Here is a 20,171-nt window from a genome sequence, read left to right on the forward strand (position 1 = left end):
GACCTTTATATTTTATGTAACGATCATTATAAAAAAGTATTGACGTGTGACCTGGATCACATCTATGATTTACCTATCGATCGTTAAGTTAATCTTTCCGACACCCATTCATCTGCTAAAGGTCACTATCATGAAAAACGTAAAAACCCTGTTTGTTGCTGCTGTTCTTAGCTCACTGTCATTTGCAAGCTTCGCCGCTGTTGAAGTTCAGTCCACACCTGCGGGTCAAGAGAAAGTCGGTACTATTTCTGCGAATGCGGGGACTAACTTAGGTTCACTGGAAGATCAACTGGCGCAGAAAGCCGATGAGATGGGTGCGAAGTCTTTCCGTATTACTTCCGTTACCGGCCCTAACACCCTTCATGGGACTGCTGTTATCTACAAATAAGATTTAACCCATCGCAATGCCACTGCGAGTTAAATAAAAAACCCCCGCGGAATAAAATCCAGCGGGGGTTTTTTTATGTGCGGAGTTTACATCGGCTGTTGAGCAACGTCGTGATGACGGGTCACATCGACCGGCATGCCTGAGCGAATCTCCATCGCATGATCCATGACGGCGGCATCTGTTTGCGCCGCATTTTTAAATGTCTGCATGGACGCGTTCAGCACGATTGGCAACAGTTGCGGGTCGTCATTGATTTTTTCGGACAGCGGCTGATGCACTTCTACCAGCCGTACGCCGTTAGGCTCAACGGATGCTTTGATCGGCGTATTGATAATATTGACCTTAGTTCCGGGCGTTACCTGACGGAATAGGGTTTCGATATCACCGTCGCGCAGACGAATACAGCCGGAACTGACGCGCATGCCGATGCCAAAGTCAGCATTGGTGCCGTGCAGCAGATAGACGCCGCCGTATGCCGCTAAGCGAATTGCATGATGGCCCATCGGGTTATCCGGACCGGCAGGTACAACGGCAGGCAGGTCAATTCCGTTTGCTTTGTATCGCGCGCGGATATTTGCCGTCGGCGTCCAGGTGGGGTTGGCGCGTTTATCAGAAATGGTGGTTACCATCGTAGGCGTCAGCGTGTCACCACCTAACTGGCCAATACCAATAGGATAAACGGTCACCGAATTGGTCCCCGGCTGGTAATAATAAAGACGCAGTTCGGCGAGGTTGATAACAATACCTTCGCGCGGGGCGTCAGGTAGCAGAGTTTGTAATGGAATAGTCAGCACGCTGCCTGGACGTGGTACGTAAGGGTCAACGCCGGGGTTGGCCTGCAGCAGCGCTAAAAAGCCGACATTATATTTTTTCGCAATCGCCTCCAGAGAACCGCCATTGTCTTCAACAACGTGAACGGTATTCTGGCCCACCAGACGGCTTCCCGGCGGTGGCAGCGGCCAGGTGTTTGCCTGAGCCGGAAGTGCTAACGCGAAGGTCGCTGCCAGCGTAAAAAACGCGAGCCAGCGAGAGAGTCGTTTATTGTTTAACATCACCATAAATCCATTGTTTTTACGTGGTTTTTATTATGTAAAAGTAAACGAGAATTATGGCGGTTTGCTGTGTCTGGAAGTGCAGGGAAGTGCAAAGAGTTTGTAAATTCATCAGGCCGGGTGAGTGGTGTGCTCACCCGGCCTGTTCACTATGCTACGGCGTTTTCTTCAAGCTGGCGCATAAACTGGCGGACCCAGTCGATCCGCGTTTTACGCTCGCCTAGATCTTGCATAAATTTCAGTCGGGTTGGGCCGTCCAGACGGAAGTGTTGCGGTTGTTTTTGCAGTAAACCAATCAGCCAGACCGGGTTGACGTGGTTTTTCTCGGCAAATTCAATGGTACCGCCTTTGTCATGACCTTCGAGCTTTCTGATCCCCAGTTTCTGCGCCTGCTGGCGTAAACGAGCGATATCCAGCAACGTACGGGCCGGGTCGGGCAGCAGGCCAAAACGATCTATCAGCTCGACCTTAATCTCTTCCAGTTCGTTTTCGCCTTTCGCGCTGGCAATGCGCTTGTAGAACGATAGTCGGGTGTTAACATCCGGTATATAGTCATCCGGCAGCAGAGAAGGCATACGCAATTCAACTTCGGTTTGCTGGCTGGTGAGATCTTCCAGTGACGGCTCACGCCCTTCTTTGAGCGCATCGACCGCATTTTCCAGCAACTCCATATACAGCGAGAAGCCGATGCTTTCCATGGAGCCACTTTGATCTTCACCCAGCAGTTCCCCGGCGCCGCGAATTTCAAGGTCGTGGGTCGCCAGCGCAAATCCTGCACCTAAATCTTCCAGCGAGGCGATGGCTTCCAGACGCTTTTGCGCGTCGGTGGTCATTGCTTTTGGATGCGGCGTCAGCAGCCAGGCGTACGCCTGATGGTGTGAGCGTCCCACACGACCGCGTAGCTGGTGCAATTGCGCTAAACCAAAGTGATCGGCACGTTCGATGATAATGGTGTTGGCGGTCGGAATGTCGATCCCGGTTTCGATAATGGTGGTACACACCAGCACGTTAAAACGCTGATGGTGGAAATCGTTCATCACGCGTTCCAGCTCGCGCTCGCGCATTTGCCCGTGGCCGATGCCAATACGCGCTTCCGGCACCAGTTCCGCTAATCTGTCAGCGGTTTTCTGGATATTTTCGACGTCGTTAAACAGATAATAAACTTGTCCCCCGCGCAGAACTTCACGCAGGATCGCCTCGCGTACCACCAGGCTGTCGTATTCGCGCACGAAGGTTTTGACCGCCAGACGACGAGCGGGCGGCGTGGCGATGATCGACAGATCGCGCATGCCGCTCATCGCCATATTGAGCGTACGCGGAATAGGCGTTGCCGTCAGGGTCAGAATATCGACATCCGCGCGCATCGCCTTGATGCGTTCTTTGTGGCGAACGCCGAAACGGTGCTCTTCATCGACAATCAGCAGACCCAGATCTTTTAGCTTCACATCCGCTTGCAGCAGTTTGTGCGTGCCGATGAGAATATCAATTTTCCCCTCGGCAACCTGCTCCAGAATCTGCGCTTGCTCTTTGGCGCTACGGAAACGGGACAACATCTCAATGCGTACCGGCCAGTTGGCAAAACGATCGCGGAAGTTGTCGAAGTGCTGTTGTGCGAGCAGGGTAGTCGGAACCAGCACGGCAACCTGTTTGTGGTTCTCTACGGCAAGGAAAGCGGCGCGCATCGCGACTTCGGTTTTACCAAAACCGACGTCGCCGCACACCAGGCGGTCCATGGCCAGCGGTTGACACATATCGCTGAGTACAGCGTTGATCGCCTGCGCCTGGTCAGGCGTGGTTTCAAACGGGAAGCTGTCGCAAAACAGCTGATACTGTTCACGGTCATGCTTAAAGGCAAAGCCTTCTTTCGCCGCGCGCTGGGCATAAATATCCAGCAGCTCTGCCGCGACATCGCGCACCTTCTCAGCGGCTTTCTGTCGGGCGCGTGACCAGGCATCGCCGCCCAGTTTATGCAGCGGTGCATTCTCTTCTGCACCGCCTGCATAGCGGCTGATCAGATGCAGTGACGACACCGGCACGTACAGTTTGGCATCGTTGGCATAGGTGAGCATCAGATATTCACCGGTGATACCGCCCGCTTCCAGCGTGGTCATCCCGGCATAGCGACCCACGCCGTGTTCCAGATGCACTACCGGCTGACCGGGATGCAGCTCTGCAAGGTTACGAATTAATGTATCCGGGTTGATGGTGCGACGCGAATCCTGGCGGCGACGCGCCACGCGTTCCCCAAGCAGATCGCTTTCACAAATCAGTGCCAGATTGCGTTTGCTATCGATGAAGCCGTGCTCAGCTGCGCCAATCATCAGATAACGACCGTTATCTACGGCTTCATCGAGTCGCAATATCCGCTTCGGTGCCACTTTGATACGAGCGAGCAACTCGCCAAGCGCTTCACGTCGGCCTTCACTTTCGACCGAGAAAATCACCGGGCCGGTAAAGCCCTCAAGGAATTTACGTAACGCATCTAACGGTGATTTTTGCTGTGCCTGCACGGCGATGTCCGGCAGCTTCTGGAACCCGAGGTTGGTATTCGCAGCTTTGTTCGCCAGACTCTCGGTTTTCAGTTGAACGCGCGGCCAGCGTTTAAGTTCAGAAAACAGCTCATCAACCCGCAGCCACAGCGATTCCGGCGGCAGAAGCGGGCGCATTGGATCAACACCGCGATTTTCAAAGCGTGACAGGGTATCGGCCTGGAAGCGTTCTGCGCTGGTCTCGATATCACCGGTATTGACCAATAACGTATTGGCAGGGAAGTAGCTGAACAGCGGCGGCAGCGGCTCGCTGAAAAACAGCGGTTGCCAGTATTCAATACCCGCAGGTAACGTGCCTTTGCTGACCTGCTGATAAATATGTTCGGCGTCGCGTTTAACCTCAAAGGTATCGCGCCACTGACTACGGAATAGCTCGATGGCCGTTTTGTCAGTCGGGAATTCGTGCGCGGGAAGCAAATTAATGGCATCGACTTCTTCCAGCGTGCGCTGGGTGTCGGTATCAAACAGACGCAGGCTGTCGATTTCGTCATCAAAGAAATCCAGACGATAAGGCAACTCGCTGCCCATCGGGAACAGATCCAACAACGCGCCGCGCGTGGCGTATTCGCCGTGTTCCATGACCTGATCAACATGGCGATAGCCAGCGCTATCCAGCTGTTCGCGCAGGGCGTCGCGCGAAAGCCGCTGACCTTTTTTCATGACCAGCGCATGCCCGTGCAGATAGCTGTGCGGACAGACACGCTGCATCAGAGTATTTACCGGAACGATCAGCACGCCTCGCTGCATGGCAGGCAGTTGATACAGCGTAGAGAGACGCGAAGAGATAATCTCCTGATGGGGAGAAAAACTGTCATAGGGCAGCGTTTCCCAGTCGGCCAGGTTCATCACCATCTGGTCGGTAAACTGACGAATTTCATCATGCAGGCGCAAAGCATTTTGCATGTCCGGCGCGATCAGCACCACTGGACCGGCGTGATGTTCGGCGATTTCGGCGACCAGCGTTGCGCAGGCGGCACCGGTAAGCTCACCCAACTGGCGCTGATCGCCAGCTTTCGCTGGGAGCGTGTAACGATGTTGTTCAGGCATTCGGTTGTCAGGTTCTCGTTTAGGTATACATCTGATAAGCAATGTTCTTTATTATCCGTGATCGTTTCTCATAAGCAAATTGATTCGCCCCCTGATGGGGGCAAAAAGCGCGTTGGGGTTAGCGCGAAACGACCGATAATGAAGGCGGGGAAAAGAGCAGGTCGGCCACTGTTTTTTGTGAAATTTTACGCACCAACAGGCCAAACAAGGTGCACAGCAGCAGGCAGGCGAATGGATACACCAGCAGCAGGGCCAGCTCCGCATATGCAGGCCAGGCGGCATGATTAATGTTTGGGATTAGCGTTAAGCTGAACAGCTCAACCAGAATACGGTGGGTGGTGTAGATGGCGATGGTATTGGCACCAATTACGCTTAACGGGCCGGACTCACGCATACCAAAGCGCAGCTCAAATTGATAAAACAGCTTCATGATCAGCACAATGGAAAGAAGAGAAAGTAATAGTGAGACATTTGCCAGCCACGCGACGATGGCGGCGATTGCGCTAACCAGAACAATGAGCGCATGGCGGCGCAGGGGCACCTCCTTAATCCATACCATCAGCGTTGCGCCAAACCATGCACCGAGGCTGTACCAGGGCAGATTGCGAATCACGCTGTTCATTCCCCACCACGGCGTCGGGACAAAGTTGATCGTCACGCTCAGCGCCACAAATAACGCCAACAGCGGCACTGCCCAACGGCTGAAAATTTTACACAGAACAAAATAGACAATCAGCGCGTACAGATACCACAAGCTGGTACTGGCGGTCAGCATCCCGTGGGTAAAACCTGCGATCGAACCAGCATAAGCGGCGTTGGCAGCATGGCTCAGATCGCGCTGTGGGGCCAGCCAGTTATTGAGCGCCACTAACGCCAGCCATTGCACCACACCCCAGAGAATCAGCACCCAGGCAATACTCCAGATCCGTTTATCCACGCAGGTGGTCCACGGGACGCTATCAATGTAGCGACGGATCAGATATCCCGAAATAAAGAAAAAGACCGGCATGCGAAACGGCGCCAGGTACAAATTGAGGTAAATCCAGCATTTGCTCAGCAGCTCTGAAAGCGGATGCTGAAAAGTAGTGAGGTGCGGGTAAAATGTGATTACCGAGTGGTAAATCACCACCAGACAAATACATAACCCTTTGATTTGATTAATCCATAGTTCTTTTTTATTCATCGAGACGGCGTATCCATATTGTTGGTTATAGCCTGCCATCCTGCGCAACCCGCTGTGCGCTGTAATGCGTAACTGTCTGCATTTTGATTTTTTAAGATAAAGATCAGGGACCAGGATGGAAGGGAAGACGGACAACTTTAGCGAATTGATTTATTTATACTTTTAGGAATAGTGCTGACGAACACTTACGGTTCAGTCATTTACCCATTCCGCTTTCGCTTATATACTCGTGACTTTGCTAACAGCAACCAGACGGATTTCATGTACCAACCTGTCGCTCTATTCATCGGCCTGCGTTATATGCGTGGGCGTGCAGCAGATCGCTTCGGTCGCTTCGTTTCCTGGCTCTCCACCATTGGCATTACCCTCGGGGTGATGGCGCTGGTCACGGTGTTGTCGGTGATGAACGGTTTTGAGCGCGAGCTGCAAAACAATATTCTTGGCCTGATGCCTCAGGCCGTTCTCTCGTCTGAACAGGGTTCCCTCAACCCGCAACAACTGCCGGAAAAAGCGGTGGTGTTGAACGGCGTCAACCGAGTTGCACCCATAACTACGGGAGATGTGGTGCTGCAAAGCGCGCGTAGCGTGGCGGTCGGCGTGATGCTCGGTATCGATCCGGCGCAAAAAGATCCGTTAACGCCGTATCTGGTCAATGTGAAGCAAACAGATCTGCAACCGGGTAAGTATAATGTCATCCTCGGCGAGCAGCTTGCCGGGCAGTTGGGCGTGAACCGTGGCGATCAAATTCGCGTGATGGTGCCTTCGGCCAGCCAGTTTACGCCAATGGGGCGTTTGCCGAGCCAGCGTCTGTTTACGGTGATTGGCACCTTCGCCGCCAACAGCGAAGTAGACGGCTACCAGATGCTGACCAACATTCAGGATGCTTCCCGCCTGATGCGCTATCCGGTGGGCAATATTACCGGCTGGCGTCTGTGGCTGAACGAACCGTTAAAAGTTGATACGCTGAGCCAGCAAACGCTGCCGCAGGGCACCAAATGGCAGGACTGGCGCGAGCGCAAAGGGGAACTGTTCCAGGCCGTGCGCATGGAGAAGAACATGATGGGGCTACTGCTTAGCCTGATCGTGGCTGTGGCGGCTTTTAATATTATTACCTCGCTGGGTCTGATGGTAATGGAGAAGCAAGGAGAAGTGGCGATTCTACAAACGCAGGGGCTAACGCCGCGGCAGATAATGATGGTGTTTATGGTTCAGGGGGCCAGTGCCGGGATTATCGGCGCGCTGCTTGGCGCGGTGCTGGGCGCATTGCTCGCCAGCCAACTGAACAATTTGATGCCAATTATTGGTGTGCTGCTGGATGGCGCGGCGCTGCCGGTCGCTATCGAGCCGCTGCAGGTTATCGTCATTGCGCTGGTGGCGATGGCCATCGCGTTGCTGTCTACGCTTTATCCTTCCTGGCGCGCTGCCGCCACTCAACCCGCTGAGGCTTTACGTTATGAATAAGATCCTGTTGCAATGCGACAACCTGTGCAAACGCTATCAGGAAGGCACTGTGCAGACCGATGTCCTGCACGATGTCAGTTTTAGCGTCGGCGAAGGTGAGATGATGGCGATTGTCGGCAGCTCTGGCTCCGGCAAGAGTACGCTGCTGCATCTGTTAGGCGGGTTGGATACCCCGACTTCCGGCGACGTCATTTTTAGCGGTCAGCCAATGAGCAAGCTCTCGTCGGCGGCGAAAGCGGAACTGCGTAATCAGAAGCTGGGCTTTATTTACCAGTTCCACCATTTACTGCCGGACTTTACCGCGCTGGAAAACGTAGCGATGCCGCTGCTGATCGGCAAGAAAAAACCGGCTGAAATAACCGAGCGCGCACGGGATATGCTGAAAGCCGTAGGACTGGATCATCGTGCCAGTCATCGCCCGTCTGAACTGTCTGGCGGCGAACGCCAGCGTGTGGCCATCGCTCGTGCGCTGGTGAATAACCCGCGTCTGGTCCTGGCGGATGAGCCAACGGGTAACCTGGATGCGCGTAACGCGGACAGCATTTTCGAGCTTCTGGGCGAGCTGAACCGTTCTCAGGGCACGGCATTTCTGGTGGTGACGCACGATCTGCAACTGGCGAAGCGGATGAGCCGCCAGCTGGAGATGCGCGATGGTCGCCTGACGGCAGAACTGAGCCTGATGGGAGCTGAGTAATGGCTTCGCCTTTATCGTTATTGATTGGTCTGCGCTTTAGCCGTGGTCGGCGGCGCGGCGGTATGGTTTCGCTGATATCTGTGATTTCCACCGTTGGCATCGCGTTGGGTGTGGCGGTGTTGATCGTTGGTTTAAGTGCCATGAACGGATTTGAGCGTGAGCTGAACAACCGTATTCTGGCCGTAGTCCCACACGGAGAGATTGAAGCCGTAAATCAGCCGTGGAATAACTGGCAGGAAGCGCTCGACAAAGTACAAAAAGTGCCGGGTATTGTCGCCGCGGCGCCTTATATCAACTTTACCGGACTGGTAGAGAGCGGGGCGAACTTACGCGCGGTGCAGGTGAAGGGCGTTGACCCGAAACAGGAACAGCGTTTAAGCGCACTGCCATCCTTCGTGCAAAACCATGCCTGGGATAATTTTAAAGCCGGTGAACAACAAATCATCATTGGTAAGGGTATTGCCGATGCGCTGAAAGTGAAGCAGGGCGACTGGGTGTCGATTATGATCCCTAACGCCAGCGCGGATCATAAGTTACAGCAGCCCAAACGCGTGCGTTTACACGTTACTGGGATCCTGCAACTGAGCGGCCAACTCGATCACAGCTTTGCCATGATCCCAATGGAAGATGCGCAGCAATATCTGGATATGGGAACCAGCGTTTCCGGGATTGCGCTGAAAGTTAACGACGTGTTTAACGCCAATAAGCTGGTGCGGGACGCGGGCGAAGTGACCAATAACTATGTTTATATTAAGAGCTGGATCGGTACTTACGGCTATATGTATCGCGATATCCAGATGATTCGCGCCATTATGTATCTGGCGATGGTGCTGGTGATTGGTGTGGCCTGCTTTAATATCGTTTCCACGTTAGTGATGGCGGTAAAAGACAAAAGCGGCGATATTGCGGTATTAAGAACCCTCGGGGCGAAAGATGGGTTGATCCGTGCCATTTTTGTCTGGTACGGCCTGCTGGCGGGTCTGTTCGGTAGCCTGATAGGCGTCGTCATCGGGGTGGTTGTCTCGTTGCAACTGACGCCGATCATCAACGGAATCGAGGCGCTTATCGGTCATCAGTTCCTGTCCGGCGATATCTATTTCATTGACTTCCTGCCATCGGAATTACACTGGCTGGATGTGATTTACGTGCTGGTGACAGCACTCGTGCTGAGTCTTTTGGCAAGTTGGTATCCGGCGCGTCGCGCCAGCAATATTGATCCTGCGAGAGTACTTAGCGGCCAATAACAACAATAATACACGACAGCATTCATGCTGCATCAAGGCGTAGCCAACGCAGAGGCATCTTGAAGGATGACGTGTATCAAGGAGCGGTGATGTATTACGGATTTGACATCGGCGGGACCAAAATTGCGCTGGGCGTGTTTGATAAGCAACGTCGTCTGCAATGGGAAACTCGCGTCCCTACACCTCGCGACAGCTACGACGCTTTCCTTGATGCGGTCTGCAATCTGGTGACGGAAGCTGACCAGCGTTTTGGTATCAAAGGTTCGGTCGGTATCGGGATTCCTGGCATGCCGGAAACGGAAGACGGCACGTTGTACGCGGCCAACGTTCCTGCCGCCAGTGGCAAACCGCTCCGCGCAGATCTTAGCGCTCGCCTTGACCGCGATGTTCGTCTGGATAACGATGCGAACTGTTTTGCTCTCTCCGAAGCCTGGGATGACGAGTTTACCCAATATCCGCTGGTGATGGGGTTGATCCTCGGTACGGGCGTTGGCGGCGGCCTGGTGCTTAACGGGAAATCCATCACCGGACGTAGCTATATCACCGGCGAGTTTGGTCATATTCGTTTGCCGGTCGATGCGCTGACGCTGATGGGCTTTGATTTCCCGCTGCGCCGCTGCGGATGCGGCCAACTGGGATGCATCGAAAGCTATCTTTCCGGCGGTGGATTTGCGTGGTTGTATCAGCATTACTACCATCAACCGCTGGATGCCCGTGAAATTATCGCGTTGTGGGAGCAGGGCGATGAACATGCGCGTGCACACGTAGAACGCTATCTGGATTTGCTGGCGGTGTGTCTTGGGAATATCCTGACTATCGTCGATCCTGATTTGGTGGTGATTGGCGGAGGCTTGTCGAATTTTACCGCTATTACGACGCAACTGACGGACCGACTGCCACGTCATCTGTTGCCGGTTGCCCGGGTACCGCGTATTGAGCAGGCACGGCACGGTGATGCCGGCGGGATGCGCGGGGCTGCTTTCCTACATCTTACCGATTAATACAAAGAGGTTGTTATGCTGTCGCGTCGGGGTCATCGGTTAAGCCGCTTTCGTAAAAATAAACGCCATTTGCGCGATCGCCTGCGTCAACGAATCTTTTTCAGAGACAGAGTGGTGCCGGAATTGATGGAAAAACCAAGAGTGCTGGTACTGACGGGAGCGGGAATCTCCGCTGAGTCAGGAATTCGAACTTTCCGCGCGGCGGATGGTCTCTGGGAAGAACATCGGGTTGAGGACGTTGCGACTCCGGAAGGATTTAGTCGAAACCCGGAACTGGTTCAGTCGTTTTATAACGCCCGTCGCCATCAATTGCAACAGCCAGAAATCCAGCCCAACGCGGCGCATATCGCACTGGCAAAACTCGAAGCCGAACTGGGCGACCGTTTTTTACTGGTGACGCAGAACATTGATAACCTGCATGAGCGTGCGGGCAGCCAGAACGTTATCCATATGCACGGCGAACTGCTCAAGGTTCGCTGCTCGCAAAGCGGGCAGATTCTGGAATGGAAGGACGATGTGACCCCGGAAGATAAATGTCACTGCTGTCAATTTCCGGCACCGCTGCGACCACACGTGGTGTGGTTTGGTGAAATGCCGCTGGGCATGGATGAAATTTACATGGCGCTGGCAATGGCGGATGTATTCATTGCGATTGGCACATCGGGACATGTTTATCCGGCTGCGGGTTTTGTGCATGAGGCGCGACTGCATGGGGCACATACGGTAGAACTAAATCTCGAACCGAGCCAGGTTGGCAGCGAGTTTGAAGAGAAGTATTACGGTCCGGCAAGCCAGGTGGTGCCAGAGTTTGTTGAGAAGTTATTGAAAGGTCTGTGAACACGGATGGCGTAGGCCCGATAAGCGCAGCGCCATCGGGCAGTGATGATGCGCCGGATGCGACGCTGGCGCGTCTTATCCGGCCTAAGAGGAGGGCAATTAGCGTCCTGCTTTCAGCTTCTGATAATACTCTTCATAGATAGCGCTGGCGGAACCGACGTCGTTCTGCCATTCCCCTTTGTTGATGGTTTCTGCGTCAGGGTACAGGGTTTTATCATTTGCAACTTCAGGGCTTAACAGCTTACGTGCTGCCAGGTTTGGCGTCGGATAACCAATAGTTTCCGCAACTTCTTTCGCCACGTCCGGGCGCAGCAGGAAGTTAATCAGCTTCAGCGCACCTTCTTTGTTTTTCGCGTTAGCCGGAATAGACAGGCTATCCATCCAGAAAATGCCACCTTCTTTAGGCCATACCACTTCCAGCGGTGTACCTGCCTGACGCGCAACATACGCGGAGCCATTCCATACCATCCCCAGATTGACTTCACCTTCCATATACGGGTTGGCCGGGTTGTCAGAGTTAAACGCCGCGACGTTAGGCATCAGCTTCTTCAGTTCGTTATAGGCGGCTTCAATCTCTTTCGGGTCGGTGGTATTGCCGGAGTATCCCAGCTTGCGCAGCGCCATCTGGAACACTTCACGCGCATCATCCGTTAACAGCAGACTGCCTTTGTACTCCGGTTTCCATAGATCGGCCCAACTGGTGACGGTTTTCGGATCGATAGCATCGCTGTTTACGCCAATGGCCGTCGCACCCCAGATATACGGGATGGAGTAGTCATTGTTCGGGTCAAACGGCTTGTTGAGCATTTCCGGATCGAGGTTGTGGAAGTTGGTCAACGTCGACTTGTCGATCTTCTGGATCATGCCTTCTTTACGCATTTTATCGACGTAATAGGTGGACGGAACCACCAGATCGTATGCGCCGTCTTTATAGGTTTTGAGCTTGGCGTACATGGTTTCGTTCGACTCGTAGGTCGAATAGATAACCTTAATGCCGGTCTCTTTGGTGAATTGTTCCAGCAGCCCTGGCGGGACATACTCGGTCCAGTTATAGAAATAGAGCGTGTTGTTGTCATTCGCGTGAGCGGCGCTCATGCCCAGTGCCAGAGCACCCGCCGCGAGCAGGTGGCGTGACCATTTTTTCATCATTTAACGTCCCCTGAATTAAGGGCCTCAGCGGCCCTTGGTTTTATCACGTGCAATAAGCTGGCTGGCGATCACCATAACCAGCGACAGAACCAACAAAATGGTCGCCAGCGCGTTCACCTCTGGTGATACACCGACTTTGACCATTGAGTAGATTTTTAATGGCAGAATTTCATAACCCGGTCCGGTAACGAAGGACGAAACGACGACATCATCCATCGACAGCGTAAAGCTCAGCAACCAACCTGCAGCCACCGCAGGCATAGCCAGTGGCAGTATAATCTTGCGCAGAATAGTTACTTCGCTGGCACCCAAATCTTTAGCAGCCTCAAGCATGCGTACATCAAAACCTTTCAGGCGTGAGTAAACTGTCACCACCACAAAAGGTAGACAAAAAGTGATATGTGAGAACAACAGCGACCAGAAACCCAGTTGAATGCCGATCAGCATAAACAGCACCAGCAGAGATATTGCCATCACAATATCTGGCGACATCATCACCACGAACAGCATACCACTGACGAACGGTTTACCGCGAAAACGGTAGCGATACAGCGCAACCGCAGTGAGTGAGCCGATCAAGGTGGCAAACGTGGCGGATAGCACCGCCATCGTCAGCGAGTGCTGCGCCGCCTGCAACAGGCTGTCGTTATTCATCAGCAGGCCGTACCATTTGGTAGTAAAACCCTGCCAGTTGATGCCGAAGCGCGAGCTGTTAAAGGAGTTCACAATCAGAATGATGATTGGAATATACAGATACGCGTAGATAGCGGTCATAAAACCGCCGCGGAGCAGTCGACCGATCATTCGAGTTCCACCTTCTTGTTCAGAAGACGGGATGCTTTCAGAGCATTGAAAATAATCAACTTTTTCTATTCTCCAAAATCTCTCCAAAACTTCCCACCAAAACAGACAGCCAAAAAATACACGGCCATCACTAAGGCCGCGAATTTTACAACAATTTTCCGGGTGATCGGGAAAAAAAGCCCATTTAAATGACCAGCTTTACCCATTCCTGGCCGCGAGTGTCGTTATAGCGATCTGTTGTTGCCTGCACTTTATGGCCCAGCAGCGTTTTAGTGTCGATCCCTTGCGCGCGGTACAGGCGTTCCGCCAGCGAGCGCTGTTCGTGGAATGTTGTTGGCGTTTTCCCGGCTGGTGGCTTAACTCCTGCCAAAACCCGGGCATCCGCAAAATAATCTGACAGGTTGTCTTTGCTCATTGGCTGGCCTTTTTTCTGCAGCCGGCTGTGAACCAGGTAGGGGCTAACAATCCTGTCGCGACAACCGGCAATGACCTCTTTGAGTGTCATGCCCACGGCATCGCAATGAAGTGACAGGGGTAGCGCCAGGCGCATATCAGTTTTACCCTGAATAACATGCAAATGACCGCCCCACACGTCGGAGAATTTCATTCTGACAATATCCTCTCTTCGCTGACCGGTAACCAGGGCGAGAAGCATGGCGTTTCTGTTGTAATGCCCTTCAGGAGTAGCATTGAATATGGCTCTCCAGTCCTCGATGCTAAGCCGAGCGCGGGATACTTTCGGTACAGGTTTGCGTGTCGCCTCCGGAGGATTCCAGCCAGGTGGAACTTCGCCTGCATGTTGCGCTTCGCGATAAATATCAACCCATACCACGCGGTTATTTAAGGCAGTGCTGGTCTGTCCCTTATCCAGCCATTCTTCAAGTATCAGGGAGAAATCCCTGACTTCCAGACTACGCAACGGATGATTGCCAAGTCGGCCAACCAAAAGATTAGCCATTCTCATTTTTTCTTTGAGTCGGGTTTCTGACAAATCACCGTTATCTACACGGGTATGCTGTACTTTTTCATAGCGAACAATCCACGCCTTTAAACTAATTCCACGAGCCCTATTTGATGATGGTCTTTCATCTATTTTCTTCAGGAAATAATCAGCCTCAGCTGCTGCAAGTCGCTGATTGGCAGTGGACGCTATCTTTTCTGCTTTGATTTTATCGGTACCAAGCCCGTGGAATTTTCCGGTTACTGGATTTTTATACTGGTAGTAAGTCTTATCAGTGCGACGGTCAAATCTGGCGTAAAGCCCGGGAATCGATATGCTATTTTTTCGTGGCCTTGGCGACATGGTCCAGTATCTCCTTTAACGCATCATCATCGTCATCGTGAATTTCTGGCGCCACGCCGACAGCACCTGGGCCGACATACACGGCATTGCGATCAACGCACCAGCGACCGCAAATTTTTTCAGGCTTTGGGTTTATGTATCCCAGCTTGCCGTACTTCACCAGAGTGGTATTCGTTATAGAAAAACCAAAGCGACCGGTTTTCCATTCCGTCAGCGGTATCAGAAATTGTTCACTCATAGCCATCACTCGCGATAGCCAGCTATTACGATACGCGCAACAGCTGGCGCAGGTTGATTATCAAAAATCAGTAATGCCGGGAAGCCTTCGCAGGTGTCGAACACCGGTCATTGCAGTTGCTACATAACTGCGTCGGCGGGTGATAACCTCGACAGTTACTTTTTTTCCGTTAATAAGTACTGTGTACATGGTCTGAGTGTATTGCTTGCCATGTTCACCAAACTTTTCAACATGCGCCTTTAAGGCAGTTGAACATGCTTGTCCGAATACAGGATCTTTTTTACTTCGATTTATTAGGCGCACGCGGCATACTCCGATCAAGGACCGTTTCCATCCTGCGGATACAATCGCGGATGCGGGCTATTTGTGTTTCTGGGAACTGGCTTTTGCTCATCGTTTCCAGAGTTTCGCGCAAGCGTTCATGTTGAACCTTTTTCTGCAATATGCGGGCACACGCCCGCAATGATTCTCCGACGCGGCGTTTTTCTCTCTGGGCAAAAACGCGACATAACTCGAGAGTAACAAGCGTGTCCGGAAACTCACTGAATCGGCTAACGGCGATTGATTCTTTGGCTATGCTCACTGGCCTTCCTCCGCGCTTATCACACCGGCGGCAAGCGCTGCAGCCATGTGTGGCAATTCATCAAAATCGCCTCGGTATGCCGGGTTTGCACACATCCCCTGCAGAGCTGCGAGCGTCAACTGCTGGCGGTAAGTGAGGGTTATCGGTTCGGGATTTGATACTGGAGTTGGTTCGGGTTCCTTTTTCGACTTAACGGTAACAACGGGCGGATCGATCACCACCGCTTTTGGTGGTTCCGGGCGGCGATATTCCACGATCGCATCGAGGGCGATTTTCTGGCGCACAGCGGCATCATCAGTCCAGCCATCAAGAATTGTCGTTGCAACATCGTGAATTTCTTCATCGCTAAAATTGGGCGACAGACAAAATTCAGTGGTGGCGATATCTATGATCAGCAGCGGGGTTACTTCAGCGATGAGGTGGCCGGTGCAGGTAACTACGCCTTCCGCTTCTTCTTTACCCATAATGTCAGTACGTCCGGAAAGCAGGTCGTTCAGCGCGTGAGCAATCTCAATTTCGCGGGCATCCATCGGCAACCGATCGTCTTCCTGCTCGGTCACTTCCGTTTTTCCGCCTTCATTTGAGGCGCTATTGGCAAATGCCGCCTCCAGCTCTCTGTCGAGTTCCGCAGCGCGAGCCGGGCAGACTGCTGGTAATTCAGTTTTGTCCTGTAAAGTCTGTTCGGTTTGATCATTGAGGACCACCTCATTATTTTTTTGTGGCAGCGGGGCGGATGTACGGCCGCAGGCGATATCAACAATCAGAGGATCCGGATTGGCGTGATTTGACTCAATCAGGTTTTTATTGATGTACTCGCGCAGTTTGACAGGGTCGCGGTAAATCTCCTCCGGAGAGGATTTAATTAGGGCAATAATTGCTGCGCGGGAAAAATCCAGAATACCGGGCGTGCGGCGTAACTGTTTCCACCACGCGGTAAAACGCTCATCGGTGCCAGTTTCTTCCATTTTTTTAGCGCGCTCATGAACAGCATGTGGCAGTTCGTAGATGTCGAAATCCATAGCAATACCCAGAATACCAATGCAGACCTCACGGCGCAGGGTTGCCAGTGTATGAGGAAGAACGCGATCGGTTGGGTTACCGCCGCCGAGTGTGCAGCCAGATTCGGTGTGTGTTTCGTCTCCGGTTTCAGGTTCGCCAGCTTTGAGTTTTACTGGCTCACGTTTATCCGCTGGTGTGTCCAGCCATTTGGTAAACAGGTTCTTATAGTCTGACCATTTCGCATTGCCGCGCGCCTTGTGACGCACCCAGGCCAGGCATTCGGTCTGTTTCTCAGGAAGCAGGGCAAGAACGCGGGGCTGTTTGGCGATAGCCTCCGCTTGTTCACGTAAAGAGTTAAATTCATCATCATTCAGCATGTCGATTAACTGGCCATACTGAGAAGGGGTGATTTCATTAATGGCACCAAATACCGCGAGGCAGTATGCGCGGGCCAGCACATCCAGCTCTTTCACTGCCTTCATTTTTTCTTCTGGCGCGGCAATATGAAGTTGTTCATTATTGCCTGCAAGCTCTGGCTCAACTATGACGCGCCCTGGTTCTCCTTTCTCAGCATTCCAGACAATTTCACCAGTGAAGAGGTCGGTGTAGAACTGCCCTTCAACAGTGCAGAACATTCCTTCCTCTACTTCCCATACCTTGGGAGCAAAATAATCATCAGCATAATCTGGTGCGAACTGTATAAAATCCGCATGCAGTAATGTTTTTGCTATTGTTTTATTTTTAGATTGTTTAAAAGCAACATAAACCGGAAGCGCACTATCTTTTTCAAGCGCGCTTTTTTTCGGTTCGAATCTCCCGCCAAATTTTTTTAATTCAATTGTCATAATAACCTCAATAATATTTATGTGAATGGTGTGCATTGCTTCTGCTTAAATTACAGCGCCGTGGTTCATGAATTTGTTTGTAGGAGATAGCATGCTCAAGGCTACAGAAATAAGCAGTGACCACTCTCTTGTTCATTCTTTTAGTTGATTTATACATGGAGTCATCAGAACTCCATTTTTTGCAATACGGACAGCACTCAAGCGTCACTTTCCCTCCCTGCATGGCTGGTTATGACAGGGCCATCATTGATGGATATAGTTAGCCCTGCCAGTTAAGGCATAAATAAAAACTCTCTTAATTGTTTGAAGTTATCAAAGGGGGTAAATAAAAGTTCAGCGTAAAAATTCGCTAATATTAACCCTCTGGTCGTTAACTATTTTGGTCATTACTTTTATGAAGCACATATCAAGCACCGCCTCATATTTATATTTTTGAACGCCGGTTATATCAGCCACAGCTTTTTTATATTCAGCTTCAGCTGTACGTTGGGCAATATCTTCGCTGGTAAATTTAACCATTGGCACGCACCATCCTGAGTAAAGATTCTGTGTGATCGAGAGCTTCCTTCTGTTGTTCGTACAGTGCCTCGAGTTCAGCTGTAAGGCGGTCGCGAAAAGCAGGAACGCTTAACTGGTATATAAAATTATTAACTGAGCTTTCCACATCAGGATCCCCGTCCGGTATAACTGGCTGTGAATTTTTCATAAACCCTCCGGTAAAAAAGGTGCCCATCGTGGAAGATGGGCAAAGACCACGCGGCACACACAGCAATTAATCACATCTGCAAGCGCACTCCGCCTGTTTCATACCTGTCGCCCAACTGGTAAGTGAAGGAGTGCGCTTGCATGTTGTTCCCTGAAAAAGCTGGCGGTGGCCGGATACATACGGGAAAACACCGGGCCGCCAGAACGGGTTCTACTTGTTATTGCTTTGGCCTGCTTTTAACCACATCAGGCGCGGTGGATCCTGCTATTCCCCAACAGTCAGGATTCGGTTAATCTTTAATCTCCTCAACAGTAGAAAGGATATATTCATGCAAACCATGCGTACCGTGTGCCCTGACTGTGGAAGTGAGATGTTCAATCAGCCCGATGATTTTGACTTTGAGACAAACTTCACCGGTGTCAGTTGTGCTGACTGTGGTCGCGAAATCACTAAAGACGATGTTGTCAATCAGGCCACGGACACGGTTAAAAAACAGCTCGACGACATGTTCAGAAATTCCCTCAAAGGAACTGGCTGGAAGTTCAAGTAACTTCAGTAATTCCCCGGTCTGAATAAGTACCTCGCTGGCGTCAACATTTAGCAGTAGTGACGCCATGTTTTTATCTGTCACGTATACCTCCCGTCATTACAACTCTACTAATTCTCTAGTCATTCTTTCGCTACTGGCGACTGCTTGGTTTTCCCCTGTATCGCCAGGGTAAGCGGAACATTTTGATTCTGAGTAATCACTGCGTGTGGTTACTTGATGTGATTTAGATTAGATATGTCTAACGGAATAGGCAAGATATTTTGTTAGATAAAACTAACAAAATGAGCGAATTTAAATTAACTTACTGATAAATAGTAAATTATTTTTTGGTTTGGCGTTGTCTGGCTTGGAGAAGCTCTTCGAACAATTTATTAAAGTTCTGCACTCTCGCTCGCATTTCCTGAAGCTGGGCTTCTTGCTCTGATTCAGGCAAAGAATCAAAGAGATCTATCAACTCCCGATGCTTGTCAGTCAACTGAGTGGTGGATGGTAATTCATTGGCAGGGACAGGATTTTGCTGTTCATCTCCAAACAACAGCCAAGTCGGTGTACATGATAGGGCTTTTGCGAGCGAAAACAGACGAGTGCCGACAGGTTGCGTTTCATCACGCTCCCATTGCGAAATGGTCACGTGCGCAACACCAGCAAGTTTGGCTGCCTCACGCTGAGTCAGCTTGAGCTCTTTACGTCTGGCAAGAGCTCTTTGTCCAAGGCTGTTTAAATTTTTCATAGTTAGACAATTCTAAATTTTATTGACTTAGATATCCCGCGCAAGCTAGTGTTAGATATACCTAACAAGATGGAGGTCATATGCTCACATGTGAAGCACTTGCTTTTTTTGACACCAAAACAAAACTCGCGAAAGCCGCCGGTGTTGAACTTCAGTCTCTTTACAAATGGGGAACTCTTGTTCCCGAAGGTCGGGCCCGCCGCCTGGAGGAAGCCTCGGGTGGCGTACTCATCTACAACAAAGACGTTTATGACCGTTACCGCCAGGCCAAACGCCTTGGAAAACAGAATACCTGCACAACCAAGAAGGAATCTGATTGATGAAAATCAACGAGATTAAATTGCTGGCTATCGAGCTTGAAGAGTGGGCGATGAAGGATGGCAGGAAAGGGGGTTGGAAAAAGATTGTCCCACTGATTACCTCGCATCACTACGGTGATTTGCTGGAAAGTCTGGCGGATATCGTGGACCCGTCAGAGTATGCGCGCCGCCTGCACAACAACACGCAGATCATCCAGCGGGCATTTCGAAATGACACGCCGAATTATCGTGGCCAGGCAGCTGCGCTGGCGCCAGCAATCAGAGCTGCGATGGATGCAGAGCTGGCAGGTCAGCATGACTTACATAACCTGGTGGCCATTGCTAACCGCGAGTGTATCGAGGCGACCAGCGCGGTGCTGACTGGTAAGCCCATGCAGGTAATCCGCAAAGAAACTGCAGAGGCAATTCAGGCCCTGGCCGATCTCGTTCCCGGCGTCACCATCCAGTTTAACCATATTGGTCCGCGCGCGGCGTAACAGGAGGCTCCC

The 20,171-nt window shown here is 51.7% G+C and carries 22 protein-coding genes; 8 read left to right on the forward strand and 14 right to left on the reverse strand.

Annotated features, from left to right (window positions below):
* Positions 1-130 precede the first annotated feature (130 nt).
* On the forward strand, positions 131-388 hold the full coding sequence (gene bhsA, locus WC1_RS0122695) for a multiple stress resistance protein BhsA (RefSeq protein ID WP_003030810.1): 258 nt from the start codon (positions 131-133) through the stop codon (positions 386-388).
* An 86-nt stretch (positions 389-474) separates the two neighbouring features.
* On the opposite strand, the gene WC1_RS15010 is transcribed toward bhsA, so the two are convergent.
* From WC1_RS15010 to WC1_RS15000, 3 genes are all read right to left on the reverse strand, one after another.
* On the reverse strand, positions 475-1,440 hold the full coding sequence (locus WC1_RS15010; protein WP_016149995.1) for a L,D-transpeptidase LdtC: 966 nt from the start codon (positions 1,438-1,440) through the stop codon (positions 475-477).
* Positions 1,441-1,589: 149 nt separating this feature from the next.
* Positions 1,590-5,036 (reverse strand): transcription-repair coupling factor, encoded by a 3,447-nt coding sequence (gene mfd / locus WC1_RS15005; protein WP_003846721.1) that lies wholly within the window; start codon positions 5,034-5,036, stop codon positions 1,590-1,592.
* A 118-nt stretch (positions 5,037-5,154) separates the two neighbouring features.
* Entirely contained in the window at positions 5,155-6,219 is a 1,065-nt protein-coding gene (locus tag WC1_RS15000) for an acyltransferase family protein (RefSeq protein ID WP_016149996.1), read from the reverse strand.
* 261 nt (positions 6,220-6,480) lie between these two features.
* Between WC1_RS15000 and lolC the strand changes: the two genes are divergently transcribed.
* The 5 genes from lolC to cobB all read left to right on the forward strand — a co-directional run bounded on the left by lolC (position 6,481) and on the right by cobB (position 11,456).
* Entirely contained in the window at positions 6,481-7,680 is a 1,200-nt protein-coding gene (gene lolC / locus WC1_RS14995) for a lipoprotein-releasing ABC transporter permease subunit LolC (protein ID WP_003030806.1), read from the forward strand.
* Positions 7,673-8,374 carry a lipoprotein-releasing ABC transporter ATP-binding protein LolD gene (gene lolD / locus WC1_RS14990; protein WP_003030805.1) on the forward strand — a complete coding sequence of 234 codons (702 nt, stop codon included), beginning with the start codon at positions 7,673-7,675 and terminating at the stop codon, positions 8,372-8,374. The genes lolC and lolD overlap by 8 nt, the downstream gene beginning before the upstream one ends.
* Positions 8,374-9,618, forward strand: a complete 1,245-nt coding sequence (gene lolE / locus WC1_RS14985; RefSeq protein WP_003030804.1) for a lipoprotein-releasing ABC transporter permease subunit LolE — start codon at positions 8,374-8,376, stop codon at positions 9,616-9,618. The genes lolD and lolE overlap by 1 nt, the downstream gene beginning before the upstream one ends.
* Before the next feature lie 89 nt (positions 9,619-9,707).
* The gene (gene nagK, locus WC1_RS14980) at positions 9,708-10,619 is read left to right on the forward strand and encodes an N-acetylglucosamine kinase (protein WP_003030802.1); all 912 of its coding nucleotides are present in this window, start codon (positions 9,708-9,710) and stop codon (positions 10,617-10,619) included.
* A gap of 15 nt (positions 10,620-10,634) precedes the next feature.
* On the forward strand, positions 10,635-11,456 hold the full coding sequence (cobB, locus tag WC1_RS14975) for a Sir2 family NAD+-dependent deacetylase (RefSeq protein ID WP_003030799.1): 822 nt from the start codon (positions 10,635-10,637) through the stop codon (positions 11,454-11,456).
* Positions 11,457-11,555: 99 nt separating this feature from the next.
* On the opposite strand, the gene potD is transcribed toward cobB, so the two are convergent.
* The 11 genes from potD to WC1_RS14925 all read right to left on the reverse strand — a co-directional run bounded on the left by potD (position 11,556) and on the right by WC1_RS14925 (position 19,363).
* Positions 11,556-12,602: a spermidine/putrescine ABC transporter substrate-binding protein PotD gene (gene potD, locus WC1_RS14970; protein ID WP_003030797.1), complete on the reverse strand. Its 1,047-nt coding sequence runs from the start codon at positions 12,600-12,602 to the stop codon at positions 11,556-11,558.
* A gap of 27 nt (positions 12,603-12,629) precedes the next feature.
* On the reverse strand, positions 12,630-13,409 hold the full coding sequence (gene potC / locus WC1_RS14965) for a spermidine/putrescine ABC transporter permease PotC (protein WP_003030794.1): 780 nt from the start codon (positions 13,407-13,409) through the stop codon (positions 12,630-12,632).
* Positions 13,410-13,593: 184 nt separating this feature from the next.
* Positions 13,594-14,712 (reverse strand): phage integrase Arm DNA-binding domain-containing protein, encoded by a 1,119-nt coding sequence (locus WC1_RS14960; RefSeq protein ID WP_016149997.1) that lies wholly within the window; start codon positions 14,710-14,712, stop codon positions 13,594-13,596.
* Positions 14,687-14,950 carry a hypothetical protein gene (locus WC1_RS14955; protein ID WP_016149998.1) on the reverse strand — a complete coding sequence of 88 codons (264 nt, stop codon included), beginning with the start codon at positions 14,948-14,950 and terminating at the stop codon, positions 14,687-14,689. Before WC1_RS14955 ends, WC1_RS14960 begins: the two co-directional genes overlap by 26 nt.
* A gap of 60 nt (positions 14,951-15,010) precedes the next feature.
* On the reverse strand, positions 15,011-15,253 hold the full coding sequence (locus tag WC1_RS23500) for a DUF4060 family protein (RefSeq protein WP_071599124.1): 243 nt from the start codon (positions 15,251-15,253) through the stop codon (positions 15,011-15,013).
* The gene (locus WC1_RS24840) at positions 15,231-15,533 is read right to left on the reverse strand and encodes a DUF7740 domain-containing protein (protein ID WP_016149999.1); all 303 of its coding nucleotides are present in this window, start codon (positions 15,531-15,533) and stop codon (positions 15,231-15,233) included. Before WC1_RS24840 ends, WC1_RS23500 begins: the two co-directional genes overlap by 23 nt.
* A complete protein-coding gene (locus tag WC1_RS14945) occupies positions 15,530-17,377 on the reverse strand; it encodes an exonuclease family protein (RefSeq protein ID WP_016150000.1) in 1,848 nt (615 codons plus the stop codon). The genes WC1_RS24840 and WC1_RS14945 overlap by 4 nt, the downstream gene beginning before the upstream one ends.
* 333 nt (positions 17,378-17,710) lie before the next feature.
* Entirely contained in the window at positions 17,711-17,896 is a 186-nt protein-coding gene (locus WC1_RS14940) for a hypothetical protein (RefSeq protein ID WP_016150001.1), read from the reverse strand.
* Entirely contained in the window at positions 17,889-18,083 is a 195-nt protein-coding gene (locus WC1_RS14935) for a hypothetical protein (protein ID WP_016150002.1), read from the reverse strand. Before WC1_RS14935 ends, WC1_RS14940 begins: the two co-directional genes overlap by 8 nt.
* A 289-nt stretch (positions 18,084-18,372) precedes the next feature.
* Complete coding sequence (locus tag WC1_RS14930) at positions 18,373-18,714, reverse strand: hypothetical protein (protein WP_016150003.1); 342 nt, start codon at positions 18,712-18,714, stop codon at positions 18,373-18,375.
* Positions 18,715-18,952: 238 nt separating this feature from the next.
* Positions 18,953-19,363, reverse strand: a complete 411-nt coding sequence (locus WC1_RS14925) for a helix-turn-helix domain-containing protein (protein ID WP_016150004.1) — start codon at positions 19,361-19,363, stop codon at positions 18,953-18,955.
* Positions 19,364-19,443: 80 nt separating this feature from the next.
* Between WC1_RS14925 and WC1_RS14920 the strand changes: the two genes are divergently transcribed.
* On the forward strand, positions 19,444-19,683 hold the full coding sequence (locus tag WC1_RS14920) for a Cro/CI family transcriptional regulator (protein WP_016150005.1): 240 nt from the start codon (positions 19,444-19,446) through the stop codon (positions 19,681-19,683).
* Complete coding sequence (locus WC1_RS14915) at positions 19,683-20,159, forward strand: toxin YdaT family protein (RefSeq protein ID WP_016150006.1); 477 nt, start codon at positions 19,683-19,685, stop codon at positions 20,157-20,159. The genes WC1_RS14920 and WC1_RS14915 overlap by 1 nt, the downstream gene beginning before the upstream one ends.
* Positions 20,160-20,171: the final 12 nt, after the last annotated feature.

This window comes from Citrobacter sp. KTE30, from assembly GCF_000398825.1.
Taxonomy (GTDB): domain Bacteria; phylum Pseudomonadota; class Gammaproteobacteria; order Enterobacterales; family Enterobacteriaceae; genus Citrobacter; species Citrobacter freundii.

Excerpts from the sequence above, each read along its gene's own strand:
- bhsA (WP_003030810.1), top strand. The coding sequence starts at position 131 with ATGAAAAACGTAAAAACCCTGTTTGTTGCTGCTGTTCTTAGCTCACTG.
- WC1_RS15010 (WP_016149995.1), bottom strand. The coding sequence starts at position 1,440 with ATGTTAAACAATAAACGACTCTCTCGCTGGCTCGCGTTTTTTACGCTG.
- mfd (WP_003846721.1), bottom strand. The coding sequence starts at position 5,036 with ATGCCTGAACAACATCGTTACACGCTCCCAGCGAAAGCTGGCGATCAG.
- WC1_RS15000 (WP_016149996.1), bottom strand. The coding sequence starts at position 6,219 with ATGAATAAAAAAGAACTATGGATTAATCAAATCAAAGGGTTATGTATT.
- lolC (WP_003030806.1), top strand. The coding sequence starts at position 6,481 with ATGTACCAACCTGTCGCTCTATTCATCGGCCTGCGTTATATGCGTGGG.
- lolD (WP_003030805.1), top strand. The coding sequence starts at position 7,673 with ATGAATAAGATCCTGTTGCAATGCGACAACCTGTGCAAACGCTATCAG.
- lolE (WP_003030804.1), top strand. The coding sequence starts at position 8,374 with ATGGCTTCGCCTTTATCGTTATTGATTGGTCTGCGCTTTAGCCGTGGT.
- nagK (WP_003030802.1), top strand. The coding sequence starts at position 9,708 with ATGTATTACGGATTTGACATCGGCGGGACCAAAATTGCGCTGGGCGTG.
- cobB (WP_003030799.1), top strand. The coding sequence starts at position 10,635 with ATGCTGTCGCGTCGGGGTCATCGGTTAAGCCGCTTTCGTAAAAATAAA.
- potD (WP_003030797.1), bottom strand. The coding sequence starts at position 12,602 with ATGAAAAAATGGTCACGCCACCTGCTCGCGGCGGGTGCTCTGGCACTG.
- potC (WP_003030794.1), bottom strand. The coding sequence starts at position 13,409 with ATGATCGGTCGACTGCTCCGCGGCGGTTTTATGACCGCTATCTACGCG.
- WC1_RS14960 (WP_016149997.1), bottom strand. The coding sequence starts at position 14,712 with ATGTCGCCAAGGCCACGAAAAAATAGCATATCGATTCCCGGGCTTTAC.
- WC1_RS14955 (WP_016149998.1), bottom strand. The coding sequence starts at position 14,950 with ATGAGTGAACAATTTCTGATACCGCTGACGGAATGGAAAACCGGTCGC.
- WC1_RS14945 (WP_016150000.1), bottom strand. The coding sequence starts at position 17,377 with ATGACAATTGAATTAAAAAAATTTGGCGGGAGATTCGAACCGAAAAAA.
- WC1_RS14940 (WP_016150001.1), bottom strand. The coding sequence starts at position 17,896 with ATGGTTAAATTTACCAGCGAAGATATTGCCCAACGTACAGCTGAAGCT.
- WC1_RS14935 (WP_016150002.1), bottom strand. The coding sequence starts at position 18,083 with ATGAAAAATTCACAGCCAGTTATACCGGACGGGGATCCTGATGTGGAA.
- WC1_RS14925 (WP_016150004.1), bottom strand. The coding sequence starts at position 19,363 with ATGAAAAATTTAAACAGCCTTGGACAAAGAGCTCTTGCCAGACGTAAA.
- WC1_RS14920 (WP_016150005.1), top strand. The coding sequence starts at position 19,444 with ATGCTCACATGTGAAGCACTTGCTTTTTTTGACACCAAAACAAAACTC.
- WC1_RS14915 (WP_016150006.1), top strand. The coding sequence starts at position 19,683 with ATGAAAATCAACGAGATTAAATTGCTGGCTATCGAGCTTGAAGAGTGG.